Below are 18,610 nucleotides of genomic sequence, written 5' to 3' on the forward strand. Positions count from 1 at the left end.
CCAAATTCCTTTCCTAAATAATATTTTCTCCACGGACTGCTTTTGCAATCTTGTTGGCGGCCAGAACAAGTATGATACTCACAACAGATTTCAGCATTCCGATTGCAGTTGTTAATGGTATCAATCCTTTTGCCACACCAAGCTTATATACATATAAATCCAATACCTGGATCGCGGATGAATTCACCGAATTTTCAAATACCAGATATTGATCCAGTCCGTTCGACAGAATATTACCTATAGAAAGTAAAAGTAATACACAATATGTAGGAAGCAGTTCCGGTATTGTAATATTCCACATTTTCTGGAACCGTCCCGCGCCGTCTACCTCGGCTGCCTCATACAGCTGCTGATCTATTCCTGATATGGCGGCTATATATATGATGGCGCCCCATCCCACACCTTTCCATGTGCCCCAAAGAAGCATTTGCAGCCAGACATGGTTATTGCTCATCAAAAGATTTTTTCCGCTTTCCCACTGACCCGTTTGAGTCATAAGGTTGCTCACAAAACCATCCGCAGAGAAAATGGATAATGCCACTGCAAATATAAGAACCCAGCTGATAAAGTTGGGGACCGTAGTAAAAGTCTGGACAAACCGCCGATATTTACTGTTTTTTATTTCATTCAGGAAAACAGCGAACGCCATACTTACCCAGCTTGTAGCAATTCCAAGTCCACTCATGCCAAGCGTGTTTTTCATAACCCTGAAGGTATCATTTCTTGTTGCTTCATTTTTTACCAGATACGCAAACCATTTAAAGCCTACGAAATTATCCATGGAGAGTATATCTCCTGCCTTATAATCGAAAAAAGCATATCTCCATCCCAGTAACGGCAGGTATCCAAACAGGATTGCCAACGCAATAAAAGGGAGCGCAATCAAAAACAACTTGTACTTCGGTTCTATCTCCAGCGGCTCCGCAGGATCTGCTTTTTCATCCAATATAAGAATTGCAGCCGCAGTTATTATAATTGCCAGGGTCAAAAATGAAATGAGATAGAAAGTAATCGGCAAAGATGGATTTACCTTTTCAGGTTTTGAGGTCGTCAGCAGCTTTTGATAGGAGCAAAAAATTCCTATAATTCCAAACAGGGAAAACAGTGAACCGCTTAAAATGCCTTTGTTTCCAATTCTCTGCAGGCGGTGTTTTCCAAGGGTTGCACAGGCCGCTATCCCCTGGATTGTAATGCCCAGACAGCACAGCAGTCCGCTGATCATGCAAATATGCATGGTACTCTCTTCAATCCAGCCTTTCCGAAAAGCTTTGCCTAATCCGGTGGTAAGCTGGCCATAGGATACACCGGTGGTAAAAAGGGAAAGATTTCTGTTAATCAGAGTGGTAATCCTGGCTGGATTTAACCCAGGCAGAAAAAGGATTATTATCCCTGCTATCACAGCAATCCGCAAGAAACAATACAGTATGTTACAGGTCTGTTTTTTTTTCTGCATCTTGTTGGAAGTTATAAAAAAGTTATTTTGTGCATACATTTCCCGACTCCTTCACAATTTCTTATATATTTGATGTTATCAGTATAAAAGATGATCAAGTGATAATCCTTTACTTTTCGGACAAAAGATAGCACAATCGGGACATGTGTAACAGTTCAGCCTTCGGCCGAACTGTTACTGCATCCGACCATGATAAGTCGCCTTGGGCGAGGGGCGGATGCCTGCTGGCATTACGTTTTCTCACGGTTTGCGCAGTGAATGCGCAAACCTGCCTGAACTGTTACGGACATGTAACAATTTTCAAATAATTATCTTGACAACAGCCATTCTCCAAACTATCATGAGAATGTAATTACATTTTCAGGTACTTACAATCAAATATTCAGAAAAACAGAGGTCAGAGAGATTGATTATTAGAATAAGATTCAGATAGTTATTCCCGAATAAAATATATGGCACAGTAGCCTTCCGCAATCCGGCCGGGAACAGATATCGCCGGTGCGGAAAGAAGTCTGTAGCTGTCAGGAATCCGGACAGCTGCGGGATTTTTTTGTATGCTGCCATATATATGGGGAATAATATTTGTTTCTTACAGGCAGGAGTCCGGGCATATTGCCGTTTTCCGGATACTGCGGGGAGCAATCTCTTTTTTTGTACCTGAAAATGAGAAAAAGGAGGTAAGGGACTGCCAAATGTATTTTACAGTTCCGACAGATATGTTTAGCATGTGGATTAAAAAATTTATCAGATTAAGGAAGAATAATAAAAGCAGCATATAGATAACAGGTTTGTGTCTGCGCTGCTGCCGCAAGCCTGGGGCTTTGTTCGAGCCTGTAGCAAATTACAAAGCGGCGCGGAAAAGAGGATAGAATGAACGAAATAAATAATATGGATCAGATGGAAATCTCCCGTGTCCTTCTGGTGGGAGTAAATATTGATGATAACCCGGATTTTGAAACAGCCATGTGGGAGCTTGAAAGCCTTGCAGAGGCCTGTGGGATGGAGGTTGCGGCTATTATAGAACAGAATCTGTCAACGCCGAATCCCGCATTTTATATTGGAAGCGGAAAGGTACGTGAGGTACAGGAAGCTGTTGACCAGATGGATTTGGATTATGTGATTTTTGATGAAACGCTTTCCCCCTCCCAGCTGAAAAACCTGCAGAAGGAGGTGGGGGTGCCCATTATGGACAGAACCAACCTGATCCTGGAGATTTTTTCCCGCAGGGCGAAGACAAGGGAAGCCAGGCTTCAGGTGGAATCGGCCAACCTGCAGTATATGCTGCCCCGTCTGGTAGGGATGAGGGAAGCGCTGGGCAGGCAGGCCGGCGCCAGCGGCAGCCTCAGCAATAAGGGTACCGGTGAAAAGCAGATTGAGCTGGACAGAAGAAAAATAGAAAAGCGGATCAGCGAGCTTCGCAGGGAGCTGGAAGCCATAGAGCATGACAGGAATACGCAGCGTAAGCGCCGGAATCAGTCCGCGCTGCCGCAGGTGGCGCTGGTAGGCTACACCAATGCGGGGAAATCGACCCTGATGAATAAGATGGTGGAGACCTATGTGGGGAAAGAGGAAAAAATGGTAATGGCAAAGGATATGCTTTTTGCCACCCTGGACACCACAGTGCGTAAAATCACGCAGAATGATAAAAAGGATTTTCTTCTGTCGGATACGGTCGGGTTTATCAGCAAGCTGCCCCATGGCCTGGTAAAGGCTTTCCGTTCCACCCTGGATGAGGTCCGGTATGCGGATTTGCTGCTTGAGGTGGTGGATGCTTCTGATGAGCATTACAGGGAGCACATGCAGGTGACCGCGGAAACGCTGCGGGAGCTGGGAGCTGAAAAAATACCTTGTATTTATGTGATGAACAAGGCGGATCTGGTTATGCAGAAAGATGAGCTGCCCAAGGTTGATGGGGATAAAATTTTCATGTCGGCCCTGGATGGCTGCGGGCTGCAGGAGCTTCTGCGGATGATTAAGGAAAGGGTATTTTCAGGAAACAGGGAAGGCTCCTTCCTCATTCCCTATGAAAAAGGGGAGATAGTGGGCTATTTTAATGATCATGCGACGGTTATCAGCCAGGAGTACCTGGCCGAGGGAGTAAGGCTGTTCGTAAGCTGCCGGGAAAGTGATTACGCCAAATACAAGGAGTATCTGATCCTGGAGGATTAAAGCAGTAACAGTTCTGCCGAAAGCTGGACTGTTATTTAAAGCATTTCATATAACTGGTTAAGGCGTCTCTTTCATATAAGAAAGCGGCGCCTTACAAGACAGGGAACAGGAGCAAAAAGATGTTGCTGAAGGCAGCCATATGTGATGATGAACCGCAGCAGGCGGGTATGCTTGAAAAATATGTGGCAGAATGGGCCGCCAATTCCGGCCTGCCGGTACAGATTAAGATTTTTTCCAGCGCGGAGGCCTTCCGCTTTGCCTGGGAGGAGGAAAAGGACTGGTGGCTGATCCTCCTGGATATTCAGATGCAGGGGGAAAACGGTGTTTCACTGGCTAAGTATCTGCGGGAAATGGATGAAAAACTGGAAATACTTTTCATCACCGCGCTTCCTGATTACATAGAGGAGGGCTATGATGTGGCGGCCCTTCATTATCTGCTGAAGCCGGTAAAAAAGGACAAGCTTTTTCAGTGTCTGGACAAGGCTGTGAAAAAGGATGTGAAGGAAAGCTATCTGCTTCTTACCACAGTGGAAGGGGAACGGGTACGTGTTTTCCAGAAGGATATTTCCTATATTGAAGCCTTTGCCCATACCGTGCAGATACATTTCAAGGGTGAGACTGCAGAGGTGCGGTGTGGAATCCGCGCCCTGGAGGAGCAGCTGGAGGGTGGGCGTTTTGTCAGGTGCCACCGCTCCTATATTGCGGGACTTGGATTTGCGGCCCGGCTGAAAAAAACGGAGCTTCTGCTGGATGACGGGACAGCCATACCCATCAGCCGGCGGCTGTTCCCGGAGGTAAACCGGGCCTTTGTTTCTTATTATTTAAGGGAAGAGCAGGAGGTATGAGATGAAACTTTGGTTGGCAGCCGCAGGCGGATTGGGAATTATTCTGGCGGGGATCGGGCTGTTCTTTCTTTTCAGATGGTATCTGACCCGTCTGGTGGACCGAAGGATTGAAGGCTTCCAGAATAATCTGATCGGCAGGCAGGTGGATGAAGTGGAAAATATGTACCGCCAGATGCGGGGGTGGAGGCATGACTTTAAGAATCATATCCAGACCATGCTGGTTTTCGTACAAAATGGGGAGACGGAGCGCCTGGAGGGGTATCTGCAGAACCTGAACGAGGATCTGAACAGCGTGGATCAGGTATTAAAGACGGGAAATGTAATGGCGGATGCTATTTTAAACAGTAAGCTGTCGCTTGCCGGGGCGAGGAAAATAGCGGTCAATGCCAAGGCCAGGGTGCCTGAGCACATGGCTGTTTCCGATGTGAATCTTTGCTCCATTTTGGGAAATCTGCTGGACAATGCCATCGAATCCTGCATGAGGATAGAGGAGCCGGAAAAGAGATTCCTGCGGGTTTACATAGGGGTTATGAAGCAACAGCTGTATATTTCCGTCACCAACTCCGCAGGAGATAACCTGAAAAAAACGGGAGGCCGTTTCCTTTCTTCCAAAAGCGGCCGGGATGAACAGGCCCGTTTTGGCTTTGGCCTGATGAGGATTGACGGTATTGTAAAACAGAACGGAGGATATGTAAACCGCCAGACGGAAGAGGGCGTGTTTGCAACCGAGGTTATGCTGCCGCTGTAAAAACCAGGAGCTGTTTATAAAAATCAGGGGCTGTTTATAAAAACCATTCGTGCATGAGGGAATACCGCTTGTGCACGATTTTTATTTTTACCGGGAGAAAATGCTATTCTTATCCCAGACATAAAAAGGAAACAGGATGGTGAAAAGGATATGGAAGAGAAGAAGAAAAAGCTCAGGTATACTACGCTGCAAAACCTGCGCTATGCACTTTCCAAATGGTGGGGATGGGACAGCAGGGGGCTGGTACAGGCATTTTCCAGAATACCGTGCGTAGTACTGATTCCGCTGATGGGAATATTGCTTCCAAGAGAAGTAATCAACTGCGTAACGGAAGGGGCGGCCTATGGGAGGCTGGCGGTAACTCTTGTGATTTTTACAGCATTATTGTGCGCCCTGCACATGTATGACAAATACATTGCACAGGGAAAGCTTTTTGCCATCGGGCTGAAAAACCGGATGAATTATATGTATCTGTGGGCGGAAAAGATTTTTACCACGGATTTTCCAAATATTGAAAGCAGCAGCGGTCAGAGGAAAAAGGAAAAGGCGCTGCAGTTTCTATATCAGAGCTCGGCGGGCGGGGAAGCGGTAGTGGACTGTGTTGTGGGAATCTGCGGAGATGCCCTGGGCCTGATTATCTATGCAGGAATTGTATCATCCATTCATCCTGCAGTGCTTCCGGCGCTTGTGCTTATGTCCGCGCTCATATATATTGCGGGCCGGATTATTAAGAAGCTGGAGCTTGGAATCCGGGATGAATCGGCGGATCTGGAGCGGAAGCTGAATTATCTGTTTGCTGCCCCCACAGACTTTGCCGCGGGGAAGGATCTGCGGATATATAAAATCAGCCGGTGGTTCGGCGGACTGTTTTCCATATATTTTCCGGCCATGATAAAGTTGTGTGCAAGAAATGAGCTGTGGTGGTTCGCGGATGATGTACTGCAAGGGATTCTGAATCTTCTGCGTGACGGCGCATGCTATCTGCTGCTGATACGTATGGTGCTGGAGGGCAGCATTACCCCGGGGGATTTTACCATGTATTTCGGCGCGGTGGCAGGAGTTTCCCAGTGGCTTAACAATATCACTAAGCAGGTGGAAAAAATCAACCGGTTCAGCGTACAGTGCTGTGAATTCCGGGATTTCCTGGAGATGCCGGACGGATTTGTCAATGACGGGAAGGAATGCCTGGATACGGAGGGAAACAGGCCCGTGGATATTACGTTTGAGCATGTTTTTTTCCGTTATCCGGACGCGGAGGCGGATACGCTTCGTGATCTGAATTTCCATATCAGGGCCGGTGAAAAGCTGGCGCTGGTGGGTTTGAACGGCGCAGGGAAAACAACCTGTGTCAAGCTTATGTGCGGGCTGTATCATCCTACCGGAGGAAGAATTCTGATTAACGGTAAGGATATGTCGAAGCTGAGCAGGGATGAGTACTATCGGCTTTTTTCCGTGGTGTTCCAGGAAGCAAATTTCATGCCCTTTACCATAGCCCAGAATGTTTCGGGCGCCATGGAGGATATGGACAGGGAGCGGGTTAAAAGCTGCCTGGAGCTGGCAGGCCTGTGGGACAGGGTACAAAAGCTGCCTTATGGAATGGATTCCCTGCTGAACCGGGAGCTGAATGAGGATGGGGTAGAGCTGTCCGGAGGGGAAAGGCAGAAGCTTCTGCTGGCAAAGGCACTGTATAAAAAGGCGTTTGTTGTTATCCTGGATGAACCTACGGCTGCACTGGATCCCATCGCTGAAAATGAACTTTATCAAAGCTATGGGGAGTTGACAGAAGGAAGGACTTCACTCTATATTTCCCACAGGCTTTCCAGCACCCGGTTCTGCGACCGTATTTTGTTTCTTGAGAACGGAAGAGTTACGGAGACGGGGAATCACGAAGCGCTTATGGCGGCCAAAGGCGCTTATGCCCATATGTATGAGGTTCAGAGCCATTATTATAAGAAAAAAGCGGAAGGGAGGCCTGTGGTATGAAAACGGAAAAAAGGGAACGCTACAAATATCAGATGCATCTGCTGCTGCGCCTGATCAAAATTTACCACGGCTTTGCGCCTGAGCTTTGGTGGTGCGTAACAGCGCAGGCCATGCTGCAGGTTGCAGGTCCTTTTGTGAATCTGTATTTCAGTGCCAGAATCCTGAGTGAGCTGATAGGAGGCAGGGATGCGCAGAGACTGGGAAGCTATGTACTGCTTACGCTTATATGCAACCTGACCATTTTTTTATTCTCACAGGGAATCGGGAAAATAAACAGCGTCGCCCAGAGTAAGGTGATGTGGAAGGAACTGCGTAGTGTGGGAGATACATTCCTGAAGACCGACTTTGAAAACCTGGGAGATGCGGGATATCAGAATAAGAAAAGGTACTATCTGGAAAGAAGGACGATGGATGGAGCCCTGTGCTGGGGGACAATCTACAATGTGCAGAGGATGGTGAAAGGGATTTGCACCATTGCGGCTTCGGTTGTTTTCGCTGTACCGGCTTTTCTGGGTTATGGAGGGGGGACCTCGTTTTTCACCTCTGGTTTGGCTTCCCTGCTGATGCTGCTTCTTCTGGCTGGAGCATTGGTGTGTACTGTGTGCCTGAATCGCAGGCAGACGGAAAGGGAGATGCAGTTTTATAAGGAATTCATGGAGGGAAACCGGAGTTTTGCTTACTATTCTGGAGAATGCACGCAATATAAACATGGGAAGGAGATTCGTCTTTATGGAGAAGAAAAGCTTCTTCTGGAAGGATTGAAAAAGTCCCTGGATATTGACAGGCTGGGAAAAAAGGGTCTTCTTACCGGTTTTTATGAAATGATGAAGGCGGGCCTGGGCATGCTTCTGAGCGGCTGTGTTTATTTTTTCATAGGGGCGAGAGCCATTGCAGGCGCCTTCGGCGCCGGAATGATAGTACAGTATGTGGGGGCTGTGACACAGTTTACCGGAGGCTTTTCCGAGATGGCCGGCGGCCTGGCAGAACTGCGGGGAGAGACTCCTTTTATTGAAAATTATCTTGGGATTCTTGATTCCAGGCCTGTGAAATATCAGGGCAGCATTCCTGTGGAAAAAAGGGATGACAATGAATTTGAAATAGAATTCAGGGATGTGAGCTTCAGGTATCCTGGTTCCTCAGATTGGGCGCTGCGGCATCTTTCCCTGAAGCTGCGGATTGGTGAGCATCTTGCCGTAGTCGGGAGAAACGGCAGCGGCAAAACAACTTTTATCAAGCTTCTCTGCCGTCTGTATGATCCCACGGAGGGAGAAATCCTTCTGAACGGAATCGATATCCGTAAATATAATTATGAGGAATATCTGGAACTGTTTTCCGTGGTATTCCAGGATTTCCGGCTGTTTTCTTTTTCACTGGGACAGAATGTGGCTGCGGCTGTGGACATAGACCGGGAAAGGGCGGCGTCCAGCCTGGGGCAGATCGGCTTCGGGGACAGGCTGAAGGAAATGGCCAGAGGGCTTGATACGCCTTTATACCGGGATTTTGATAAGGATGGTGTGGAGATATCGGGCGGGGAGGCGCAGAAGATTGCGCTGGCCAGGGCCTTATATAAGGATGCGCCCTTTATTATCCTGGATGAGCCGACGGCTGCGCTTGATCCTATTGCAGAATATGAGATTTATTCGGGTTTTGAAAAGCTGGTGGGCGGCAAGAGCGCCGTTTATATTTCCCACCGCCTTTCCTCCTGCCGGTTCTGCGATGATATTGCAGTCTTTGAGGAAGGACGATTGGTCCAGAGGGGCGGACATGAGGAGCTACTGGCCGGGGAAGACAGTCTGTATGCACGTTTGTGGAACGCGCAGGCGCAGTACTACGCAGAGCATACGGAGGAAGAGGATACGCTTGGAATGGAACCGGTATATGTCTCATAAGGAAGAAGGTGGAAAACAGAAATCCGGCTGTCCTGAAATTTGAATTTCAGATAGCCGGATTGTTTTTTTCCGGACTGTTACAGTTTTTAACAACATTTTTTGGACGGTTTTAAAAAATACTTCTTAAACAACCAGCTTGTATAGGAAGGGGATTTCTGTTATAGTAACTTCATCGGGAAAAGTCACTTTCCCTAATTATTCTTATATCATATTTTTTAACGGCATTTCGCCAAAAGTTTCATTAACCAGCTGAAAAAAGATTGAGAGATACGGAAAGAATGCGTATAATAATATCAGAAGATCACTCTTTCCATCCTTTCCGTATTGGAAAGGAGTGCAGAGAGTGAAGATAATATCACCCAAATACGATTATTGCGCAAAGGAGCTTTTCCGGAATGAGGTAGTGCGCAACCATTTTTTAAGCGATATACTGGAAATACCAGTGGAGGAAATACGCTCCTCCCGGCTGCTGAATACGTTTTTGTGGAAGCGGTACCGCGGCCAGAAGCAGGGGATTCTGGATGTGCTGATTGAGCTTAACAATAATATCAAAATTAATATTGAAATCCAGGTAAAGGCCAGCGCCGACTGGGACAAACGGCAGATGTTTTATCTTGCAAAGATCTTTACGGCGGAGGCGAATAAGGGGGAAGATTATTCCCGGCTCAGGCGCTGCGTGGCCATCAGTATCCTGGATTTCAACCTGAGTGACGGCCCGGAATACCACACCGTATATCTTTTCAGGGACAAAAACGGAATCCCATACTCCGATATGATGGAGATACATACGCTGGAATTAAGGAAGAACCTGGTGGGACAGAATCGGATGAATGACTGGATTCGTCTGTTTAATGCGGAAAGCGAGGAGGATTTGGATATGATAAAGACAGAAAATGCAGGGATTCTTGAAGCAATTCGTGAGGTGAAGGTTATGAGTCTGAGCAAGCGGCTGCGCGCCCATTATGAAGCGCATATGAAGGATGTACGGGACCGGAAGGCGAGGGAGAAGTATGTGCGCCAGGAGGGCGAAAAAGAAGGGTTCGAAAAGGGGCTGCAGAAAGGGATAAATGAGGGGATAGAAAAAGGGATAGAGATTTTTATCTCAGATAATCTGGAAGAAGGAAAAAGCAGACAGCAGATTATTGAAAAGCTGGTAAAAAGATTTGGGCTGTCGGAAAATGACGCCATAATGCTTGTAGAAAAACATATGGAAGGATTGAAAATGTAAGGTAACAGTTCAGGCAGGTTTGCGCATTCACTGCGCAAACCGTGAGAAAACATAATGCCAGCAGGCATCCGCCCCTCGCCAAAGGCGACTTATCATGGGCGGATGCAGTAACAGTTCGGCCGAAGGCTGAACTGTTGTTACTGTTCACTCCGTGACCAGCAACTGTATAAATCCATTAAAAATTGCCTGCGGCAATGGGATTTATACACTCTTGAATCACTTTCTTACGTACTGTGCAGTAAATGCACAGTACTGAGTGAACAGTAACCTGAACTGTTACAATGCAAGATTGAAAATACCCTAAATGCTTGACAAAACCCAGCATTTCGCCTAATATCAATACGTATACAGATTTGGCAAAGAAGAGGAAAAGTAAGCTGTAAGCTTTTCAGCAGAGAGAAAACCACAGGTGGAAGGTTTTTGTAAAGCGGCGGCCCAACCGGCCTCGGAGCCTTATGCGAAAGAAAGACATGCCGTGAAGAGTTGTTTTTAAGTGACTGTGTGGGAAACGGACAGTTACATTTTGGGCATATGCTTTCCCCAAGCATAACGTAAATCCGGCGTTAACGGAGCAGTTGAGAGAATACGCGAAGGCGTATTAAACAGGGTGGTACCGCCGGTTTTCCGGTCCCTTTGTCCAGGTTTTGGGAATCTGGGCGGGGATGGAAAACGGCGGTTTTTTTGACGGCAGAATCCGGACAGGCGCCGGAATGCATGCTGTGAAGGAACTGAACCGTAAAAGCAAATACAATTGTAAGAAAAGGAGAAGAAGAAATGGCTGACAAGAAACTGGTGGAAGCAATAACTTCCATGGATGAAGATTTTGCCCAATGGTACACCGACGTAGTAAAGAAAGCGGAGCTGATCGATTATACCAGCGTAAAGGGCTGCATGGTTATCAAACCGGCAGGCTACGCTATCTGGGAGCTGATCCAGAAACAGCTGGACGAGAGATTTAAGGCAACCGGCGTGGAGAACGTATATCTTCCCATGTTCATACCGGAAAGCCTGCTGCAGAAGGAAAAGGATCATGTGGAGGGCTTTGCGCCCGAGGTAGCATGGGTAACCCACGGAGGGCTTCAGCCGTTGCAGGAGCGCCTGTGCGTGCGTCCTACCTCAGAAACCCTTTTCTGTGATTTTTATAAAAATGACATTCATTCCTACAGAGATCTCCCGAAGGTATATAACCAGTGGTGCTCCGTTGTCCGCTGGGAGAAGGAAACCAGGCCGTTCCTGCGTTCCCGCGAATTCCTCTGGCAGGAGGGACATACCGCCCATGCCACTATGGAGGAAGCGGAGGAGCGCACGATTCAGATGCTGAACATTTATGCGGACTTCTGCGAGCAGGTTCTGGCCATGCCCGTAATTAAGGGACGTAAGACGGATAAGGAAAAATTCGCAGGTGCGGAATCCACCTACACTATCGAAGCGCTGATGCATGACGGAAAAGCGCTGCAGTCAGGGACAAGCCATAATTTCGGAGACGGCTTTGCGAAAGCGTTCGGCATCCAGTTTACGGACAGAGACAATACATTGAAATACGTTTACCAGACCTCCTGGGGAATGACCACCCGTCTGATTGGTGCAATCATCATGGTACACGGTGACAATTCCGGGCTGGTACTGCCGCCCAAAGTAGCGCCCACCCAGATCATGATCATCCCTATCCAGCAGAAGAAGGAAGGCGTTCTGGATACCGCTTACCAGCTCAGGGACAGACTGAGCAACTTCCGCGTAAAGGTGGATGATTCCGATAAGAGCCCCGGATGGAAATTCTCCGAGCAGGAAATGCGCGGCATCCCGATCCGTGTGGAAATCGGTCCTAAGGATATCGAGGCAGGAAAGTGCGTCATCTGCCGCAGGGATACCAGGGAAAAGATTGAAGTTGCCCTGGACGAGCTGGAAGCAAAAGCAGGGGAGCTTCTGGAGCAGATCCAGAAGGACATGCTGGAACGCGCCCGCGCCCACAGGGATTCCCATACCTATACGGCACGGAATATGGAGGAGCTGGAGGAAATACTGAACAGCAAGCCCGGCTTCGTAAAGGCTATGTGGTGCGGCGATCAGGCCTGCGAGGATACCATTAAGGAAAAATTTGCAGCAACCAGCCGCTGTATGCCCTTTGAACAGGAGCAGATTTCCGATACATGTGTCTGCTGCGGAAAACCGGCCAAAAAGATGGTTTACTGGGGAAGAGCATATTAATTTTAAAATTTTATAAATAGGCAGCTGCAGACTGCCTCCTATGATAAAAGCTGGAGGAGGGAATAATATATTTCCATTCTCCGGCTTTTTCAGTCTGAAATTTGCAGCAGACAGGGAGCATGGCGGCAGCAGATAATTAATATATTAATTGCATCATATACGGTATATTTGATTTCTATCGATTATGCGATAATCTTTTGTCGTTGTTTACTTTGGTGAAGTGCTGAAGTATAATGAAATGGAAGAAGGAAAGAATTCTTACTTCCGAGGAATATATAACATATATTAGTACCCATTGTGAACATATCACTTTGGAAGAGCCTTATAAGTCAGCCTTTTACGCGGGAATTAAGAAAGCAATTATGGAAAATGATGATAAGATTGTAATTATTGATACAATACCTCTGTATTTAGTACAGAAGCCGCAATAACCAAGTCAGGAAACGGTAACAGGAGAATGCAACAGCTGTAAGGAGGTGTTTTACATAATTCCCATCCTGAAAAAAGTATGATAGAATACTCTCATAGGCTCTGGGGCAAAGGCAGGCTTAAAGGCCCGCGGAAATAAACTGTAGGAGGACATTGGAAGATGAAGGTTTTGGTTATTAACTGCGGCAGTTCATCCCTGAAATATCAGCTGATTGACAGCGAAAGGGAAGAGGTGCTTGCAAAAGGACTCTGTGAAAGAATCGGCATTGACGGCAGCAACATCGCCCATCAGCCGGCCGGCGGGGAAAAGGTGAAGGAAGAGGCGGCAATGCCTGATCATACAGCGGCAGTCAAGCTGGTTATCAGTAAGCTTACGGACGAAAAGGTGGGAGTCATCCGTTCCCTGACGGAAATTGACGCCGTAGGGCACCGTATGGTGCATGGAGGAGAGAATTTCTCCGGTTCCGTAATCATCAATGAAGAGGTAATTAAGGCCATTGAGGACTGCAATGATCTGGCGCCGTTACATAATCCGGCCAATCTTATCGGCGTGAGATCCTGCCAGGCAATTATGCCGGGTGTTCCGATGGTGGCGGTATTCGACACAGCCTTCCATCAGACCATGCCGGAAAAAGCATACCTGTACGGCCTTCCCTACGATTATTATAAGAAATATAAAATCAGACGCTACGGCTTCCATGGGACCAGCCACGATTTTGTATCAAAAAGAGCGGCTGAGATCCTGGGAAAAGACAGAAAGGATCTGAAAATCATTGTTTGCCACTTAGGCAACGGCGCATCCGTATCCGCTGTAAAATACGGGGAATCCGTGGACACCTCCATGGGCCTGACACCGCTGGAGGGCCTGATTATGGGAACCCGCAGCGGCGACCTGGATCCCGCCATCATTTCCTTCCTGGCAGAAAAAGAAGGCATGACAGCCTCCCAGGTGATCGATGTATGCAATAAGAAATCGGGCGTGCTGGGACTTTCCGATGGATATTCCAGCGACTTCCGTGATCTGGTCCAGGCCTCTGAAACGGGAAATGAGCAGGCAAAGCATGCGCTGGAGGCTTATGCTTACCGTGTGGGCAAATATATCGGCGCCTATGCGGCGGCTATGAACGGCGTAGATGTGATTGCATTTACCGCCGGCGTAGGCGAGAACAATGCAGAGGTGCGCGCCATGATCGGGGAATATATCGGTTACCTTGGCACCAACATCGATGCGGAAAGAAATAAAGTGCGCGGCGAGGAAATCATCCTTTCTGACGAGGGCAGCAAAGTAGTTACCATGGTGGTTCCCACCAACGAAGAGCTGGCCATCGCCCGTGAAACAGTCAGACTTGTAAAATGAGCATCATGATCTGATGAGAATGAGGGGTGCCATACCGGCGCCCCTTTTCTCTGAAAAAAGAGCAGCGCCGGTAACGCAGCCTGCTCCCTACAAGGAGAACGTATTTATGAACAACGAATATATAGCAAGTGTAAATTCCGGATTCTTTTACCTGCTGGTTGCCGGCGTCCTTCTTTTTATTACGATAATGTGTTTTGTTTATCTGATAAAGAGCTACCGTGCGGGCCTGGCGATCGGAATGGATAAAAAAGTGCTGAAGAGAGCCATTATCTCCAGCGCCACCTTTACGATTCTGCCCAGTATCAGCATCCTGCTGGGCGTCATTGCCCTGAGCGGAACGCTGGGAGTGCCCTTTTCCTGGCTGCGTCTGTCCGTTATCGGAGCGCTCCAGTATGAGCTTAACGTGGCTGAAATAGCAGCGCAGAGCATCGGCCTGTCCGGCCTGAAGCTTTCTGAAATGAGCATGTCGGCCTTTGCAACCATTTCTCTTGTAATGACAATTGGGATTCTGGGAGGCGTAATCTGCTGCATCCTTTTCCTGAAAAAATATCTGGGCAAAATCCAGAAGGCCCCCAAGGCAAAGGCGGAAGGAAAGCCTGGTTTTGGCGACCATGCGACTACCTGCATGTTTGTGGGACTGTGCGGCGCCTATATCGGTTCCTATGTGGGCACGCTGACCAGCAGCGGAAACTATGTGCCTCTGGCTGTGGCCGCCGTATCGGCTGCTTTTATGGCGGTATTCGAATATTTTACCAACAAAAAGGGCATTGCTGTGCTGGATAACTTCAGCATGGCGGTGAGTATGCTGGCGGGTATGGCGGCGGCTGTCATCATGAGCCTGGTATGAGGGAGGAGTGGAAATAATGGAAGAAAAAAAGAAGCAGCAGCTGCAGGATAACGAGGCGCAGAAGCAGGCCTTTCTGGAGGATTTTAACAACGGACTTCACCGCATCGGCAGATGCATGCTGATCGTGAGCATTATCCTGCTGGTAGGCGTCCCTTTTGTCATAGGAGCGATAAATGGTGTGACACCCAGCCCGAAGGGCTTTCTGGTAGGCTTTGCCAAGGTGGGAATCATCTATATCCCGGTAGCCATTGTTGAATTTCTGGTGTATACGCCCATGCTGGGCGTTGGCGGCAGCTACCTGGCTTTTATCACGGGAAATGTTACCAATATGAAAATCCCCTGCGCAATGAATGCCAGGGATATTGCCAAAACAAAGGTGGGAACACCGGAAAATGAAATCATTTCCACCATCAGCGTGGCAACCAGCGCTATTGTTACCACCCTGGTTATTGTAGCGGGAGTCATTCTGATGATTCCGCTTCGCCCGGTGCTGGAAAATCCCGTGCTTGTGCCGGCCTTTGACAATGTGGTGCCCGCCCTGTTCGGCGCGCTGGGATTGAAATATTTTATGAAGAGTCCGAAAATCGCGGCCATTCCGGTACTGTCCATGACGCTGCTGTGCGTTCTGGTGCCTGCGGCCATATCCCAGACCAGCCTTCTGATGATTCCGGCAGGCGGGATGGCGCTGCTGATTGGCTGGGTTCTGTTCAAAAAAGGGAAGCTGTAAAAATAAGGAGGGAGTAGTGAGATGACAGGAAGCATATTGCTGGGGATTTTTATTATTATTTTGGTACTTGCGGCCGTTCTTGTTGTGAGGACGTGCAGCAGGCAGCCTACACCGGCCATGACTGCCAGCGTGGAGCTGGATAAGGGACCCAGGGCCAGGGAGTATGGGGAACAGCTTTCGAAAATGATTCAGAAGGAAACCGTTTCCAGCCGTTTTGATTCGGATAAAACAAAATATTATGAGTTCCACAAAATTCTGGAGGAGCTTTTCCCTCTGGTGCATAAAACCTGTGAAAAACATGTTTTCAATGGCAATCTTCTTTTTAAATGGAGCGGGAAGGGAAAGGCGGAGCCGATCCTTCTTATGAGCCATCAGGACGTGGTGGAGGCGAACGGCAGCTGGGAGCATGAACCCTTTGGCGGCTATATTGACGGGGAAGGAAAACTCTGGGGGCGCGGCACCGTGGACACCAAGGGCAGCCTGTACTGTATTTTCCGTTCGGTGGAGGAGCTGATTGCGGAGGGCTTCCAGCCGGAGGGAGACGTGTATATCGCAAGCAGCTGTACGGAGGAGTTCAGCGGCGAGGGAGCGCCACTTACAGTGGAATACCTGCAGTCCCAGGGCGTAAAGCTTTCCCTTTTGATCGATGAGGGCGGCATGATCATGGAGGAGCCGATCGGCGGCGTGAAGGGAACCTATGCGATGGTGGGCGTCCTGGAAAAGGGTTATGGTGATCTGAAATTTATCGCAAAGGGCAAAGGCGGCCATGCCAGCGCCCCCGGAAAGAACACGCCCCTGGTGCGGCTTGGGAAATTCATGGCGGATGTGGAGAAGCAGGATCCCTTTACCAGTGAGTTCAATCCTACCGTACTGGAGATGTTCCGCCGCGTTACGCCCAATATGAACTTCGGGATGAAGTTCGTATTTTCCAACCTGTGGCTGTTCAAACCGCTTCTGAAGAAGCTGATGCCTGTTATCAGCCCTCCGGGCGCGGCCATGCTGCATACCACCATTGCCTTCACCATGGCAAAGGGGGCTGACGGGCTGAACGTGCTGCCGCAGGAGGCTTATGTTACGGCTAACCTGCGTTTTATCCCGCACCAGTCCACGGATGAAAGTATCGAATTGATCACTGAAAAGGCAAAGGGGTATGATCTGGAAACCGAGGTTATTTACAAGGACTATCCCTGCCCTGTGGTAAATTATGAAGGCGATGCCTTTAAGAAGGTGGAACAGGCCATAAACGAAATCTATCCGGGAGTCGGCGTCAGCCCATACGTGATGACCGGCGGGACCGATGCCAAATATTACAAAAATATATGCGACAACTGCATCCGTTTTGCGCCGCTTTATATTAATAAGCAGCAGTATGAAAGCATTCATGGCGTGAATGAAAATATTTATATTGGGGCACTTCCCATGGGAGTTGATTTCTATAAGAAGATTATTCGGGGGAATTGAGGATACTGTTTAGCAGTACAGCGATGAGTGGTAAATATAAAAAGTAAGGAGGGTCGGATGGAAAATCAGGAGAAAAAGCATAAACGCCGCGTCCGCTATGCAGGCGCGTATCCTAAAAACTATAAAGAGAAATACAAGGAGCTCAACCCGGAAAAATATGCGGATACCGTATCAAGGGTAATTGAAAAAGGAAGCACTCCTGCGGGAATGCATATTTCTATCTGTGTGAAGGAAATTCTGGATTTCCTGCAGATCCAGCCGGGGCAGAAGGGGCTGGATGCCACGCTGGGCTACGGAGGCCATACACAGGAGATGCTGAAATGCCTGCAGTCCCAGGGGCATCTTTACGCGTTGGACGTGGATCCAATCGAGTCGGCAAAAACAAAGGAACGGCTGGAAAAGCTGGGTTATGGAGAGGATATCCTTACCATCCGGCTGCAGAACTTTGCAGATATCGATCTGGTGGCCAGGGATGCGGGGAAATTTGATTTTGTACTGGCGGATTTGGGTGTTTCATCCATGCAGATTGATAATCCTGACAGGGGTTTTTCGTATAAAACAGAAGGGCCGCTGGATCTGCGCATGAATCCTCAGAAGGGCATCAGCGCGGCGCAGCGCCTGAAAAGCATTTCCCGGGATGAACTGCAGGGTATGCTTCAGGAAAATTCCGATGAGCCTTATGCAAAGGAGATTTCCCAGGAGGTGGTTTCCCGGCTGAAAAAGGGCGGGCATATCGAAACGACCGGGGAACTGCGCCAGACAATCGAGGACGCTCTTTCCTTTCTTCCGGCTTCGGAGAGAAAAGAGGCGGTGAAAAAATCCTGTCAGAGAACCTTCCAGGCGCTCAGGATTGATGTAAACAGTGAGTTTGAGGCTCTCTATGCCTTGATGGAAAAGCTTCCACAGGTATTGGCACCCGGTGGAAAAGTGGCAATACTGACCTTCCATTCCGGGGAGGATCGCATCGTGAAGAAATCCTTTAAGCAGTTCTATAAGGCGGGGATTTACAGTGCGATTTCCGAAGAGGTGATTCGGCCTTCAGCGGAGGAATGCGCCAGAAACAGCAGGGCGCGTTCTACGAAGATGAGATGGGCAATCCGGGCGCAGGAGGATTGACAGGCGGCTTAATAAAATGCATGAAAGCAGGTCTTTTTGTGATTCCTTTTGAAAAAGGGAGGATGCAAAGGACCTGTTTTTTTGTCCATAACTGTGAGGGGGCTTAAACGTTATGAAAATGTAATCGTCCGGTTATCTGAAAATTTATGAGAA

At 48.4% G+C, this 18,610-nt stretch carries 13 protein-coding genes and 1 other annotated feature; of the genes, 12 read left to right on the forward strand and 1 reads right to left on the reverse strand.

The window, feature by feature from the left end; genetic code table 11:
- Positions 1-13: 13 nt before the first annotated feature.
- Positions 14-1,234, reverse strand: coding sequence for an ABC transporter permease subunit (locus tag DXC51_RS01280; RefSeq protein WP_243003096.1), 1,221 nt, complete (start codon positions 1,232-1,234; stop codon positions 14-16).
- A 1,089-nt stretch (positions 1,235-2,323) separates the two neighbouring features.
- Here DXC51_RS01280 and hflX point away from each other — a divergent pair.
- The 12 genes from hflX (at position 2,324) to rsmH (ending at position 18,457) form a co-directional block, all read left to right on the forward strand.
- Complete coding sequence (gene hflX, locus DXC51_RS01290) at positions 2,324-3,622, forward strand: GTPase HflX (protein WP_207660848.1); 1,299 nt, start codon at positions 2,324-2,326, stop codon at positions 3,620-3,622.
- Between the two features lie 119 nt (positions 3,623-3,741).
- Positions 3,742-4,467 carry a LytR/AlgR family response regulator transcription factor gene (locus DXC51_RS01295; protein WP_021635107.1) on the forward strand — a complete coding sequence of 242 codons (726 nt, stop codon included), beginning with the start codon at positions 3,742-3,744 and terminating at the stop codon, positions 4,465-4,467.
- Position 4,468: 1 nt separating this feature from the next.
- A complete protein-coding gene (locus tag DXC51_RS01300) occupies positions 4,469-5,215 on the forward strand; it encodes a sensor histidine kinase (protein ID WP_025488147.1) in 747 nt (248 codons plus the stop codon).
- Positions 5,216-5,365: 150 nt separating this feature from the next.
- Complete coding sequence (locus DXC51_RS01305) at positions 5,366-7,198, forward strand: ABC transporter ATP-binding protein (protein ID WP_117543383.1); 1,833 nt, start codon at positions 5,366-5,368, stop codon at positions 7,196-7,198.
- Complete coding sequence (locus tag DXC51_RS29870) at positions 7,195-9,087, forward strand: ABC transporter ATP-binding protein (protein WP_117543385.1); 1,893 nt, start codon at positions 7,195-7,197, stop codon at positions 9,085-9,087. The genes DXC51_RS01305 and DXC51_RS29870 overlap by 4 nt, the downstream gene beginning before the upstream one ends.
- Before the next feature lie 343 nt (positions 9,088-9,430).
- The gene (locus DXC51_RS01315; protein ID WP_181970003.1) at positions 9,431-10,315 is read left to right on the forward strand and encodes an Rpn family recombination-promoting nuclease/putative transposase; all 885 of its coding nucleotides are present in this window, start codon (positions 9,431-9,433) and stop codon (positions 10,313-10,315) included.
- Between the two features lie 350 nt (positions 10,316-10,665).
- Positions 10,666-10,951 (forward strand) — a binding site (T-box leader).
- A 138-nt stretch (positions 10,952-11,089) separates the two neighbouring features.
- Positions 11,090-12,520 carry a proline--tRNA ligase gene (proS, locus tag DXC51_RS01320; RefSeq protein ID WP_021635576.1) on the forward strand — a complete coding sequence of 477 codons (1,431 nt, stop codon included), beginning with the start codon at positions 11,090-11,092 and terminating at the stop codon, positions 12,518-12,520.
- Between the two features lie 589 nt (positions 12,521-13,109).
- Positions 13,110-14,306 (forward strand): acetate kinase, encoded by a 1,197-nt coding sequence (locus DXC51_RS01330; RefSeq protein WP_021635578.1) that lies wholly within the window; start codon positions 13,110-13,112, stop codon positions 14,304-14,306.
- A 106-nt stretch (positions 14,307-14,412) separates the two neighbouring features.
- Positions 14,413-15,153 carry a DUF5058 family protein gene (locus DXC51_RS01335; protein WP_025488152.1) on the forward strand — a complete coding sequence of 247 codons (741 nt, stop codon included), beginning with the start codon at positions 14,413-14,415 and terminating at the stop codon, positions 15,151-15,153.
- A 16-nt stretch (positions 15,154-15,169) separates the two neighbouring features.
- On the forward strand, positions 15,170-15,880 hold the full coding sequence (locus DXC51_RS01340; protein WP_117543391.1) for a hypothetical protein: 711 nt from the start codon (positions 15,170-15,172) through the stop codon (positions 15,878-15,880).
- 21 nt (positions 15,881-15,901) lie between these two features.
- Entirely contained in the window at positions 15,902-17,341 is a 1,440-nt protein-coding gene (locus tag DXC51_RS01345; RefSeq protein ID WP_021635581.1) for a M20/M25/M40 family metallo-hydrolase, read from the forward strand.
- Between the two features lie 57 nt (positions 17,342-17,398).
- The gene (rsmH, locus tag DXC51_RS01350) at positions 17,399-18,457 is read left to right on the forward strand and encodes a 16S rRNA (cytosine(1402)-N(4))-methyltransferase RsmH (protein ID WP_117543393.1); all 1,059 of its coding nucleotides are present in this window, start codon (positions 17,399-17,401) and stop codon (positions 18,455-18,457) included.
- Positions 18,458-18,610: the final 153 nt, after the last annotated feature.

The sequence above is a fragment of the Eisenbergiella massiliensis genome (genome assembly GCF_003435485.1).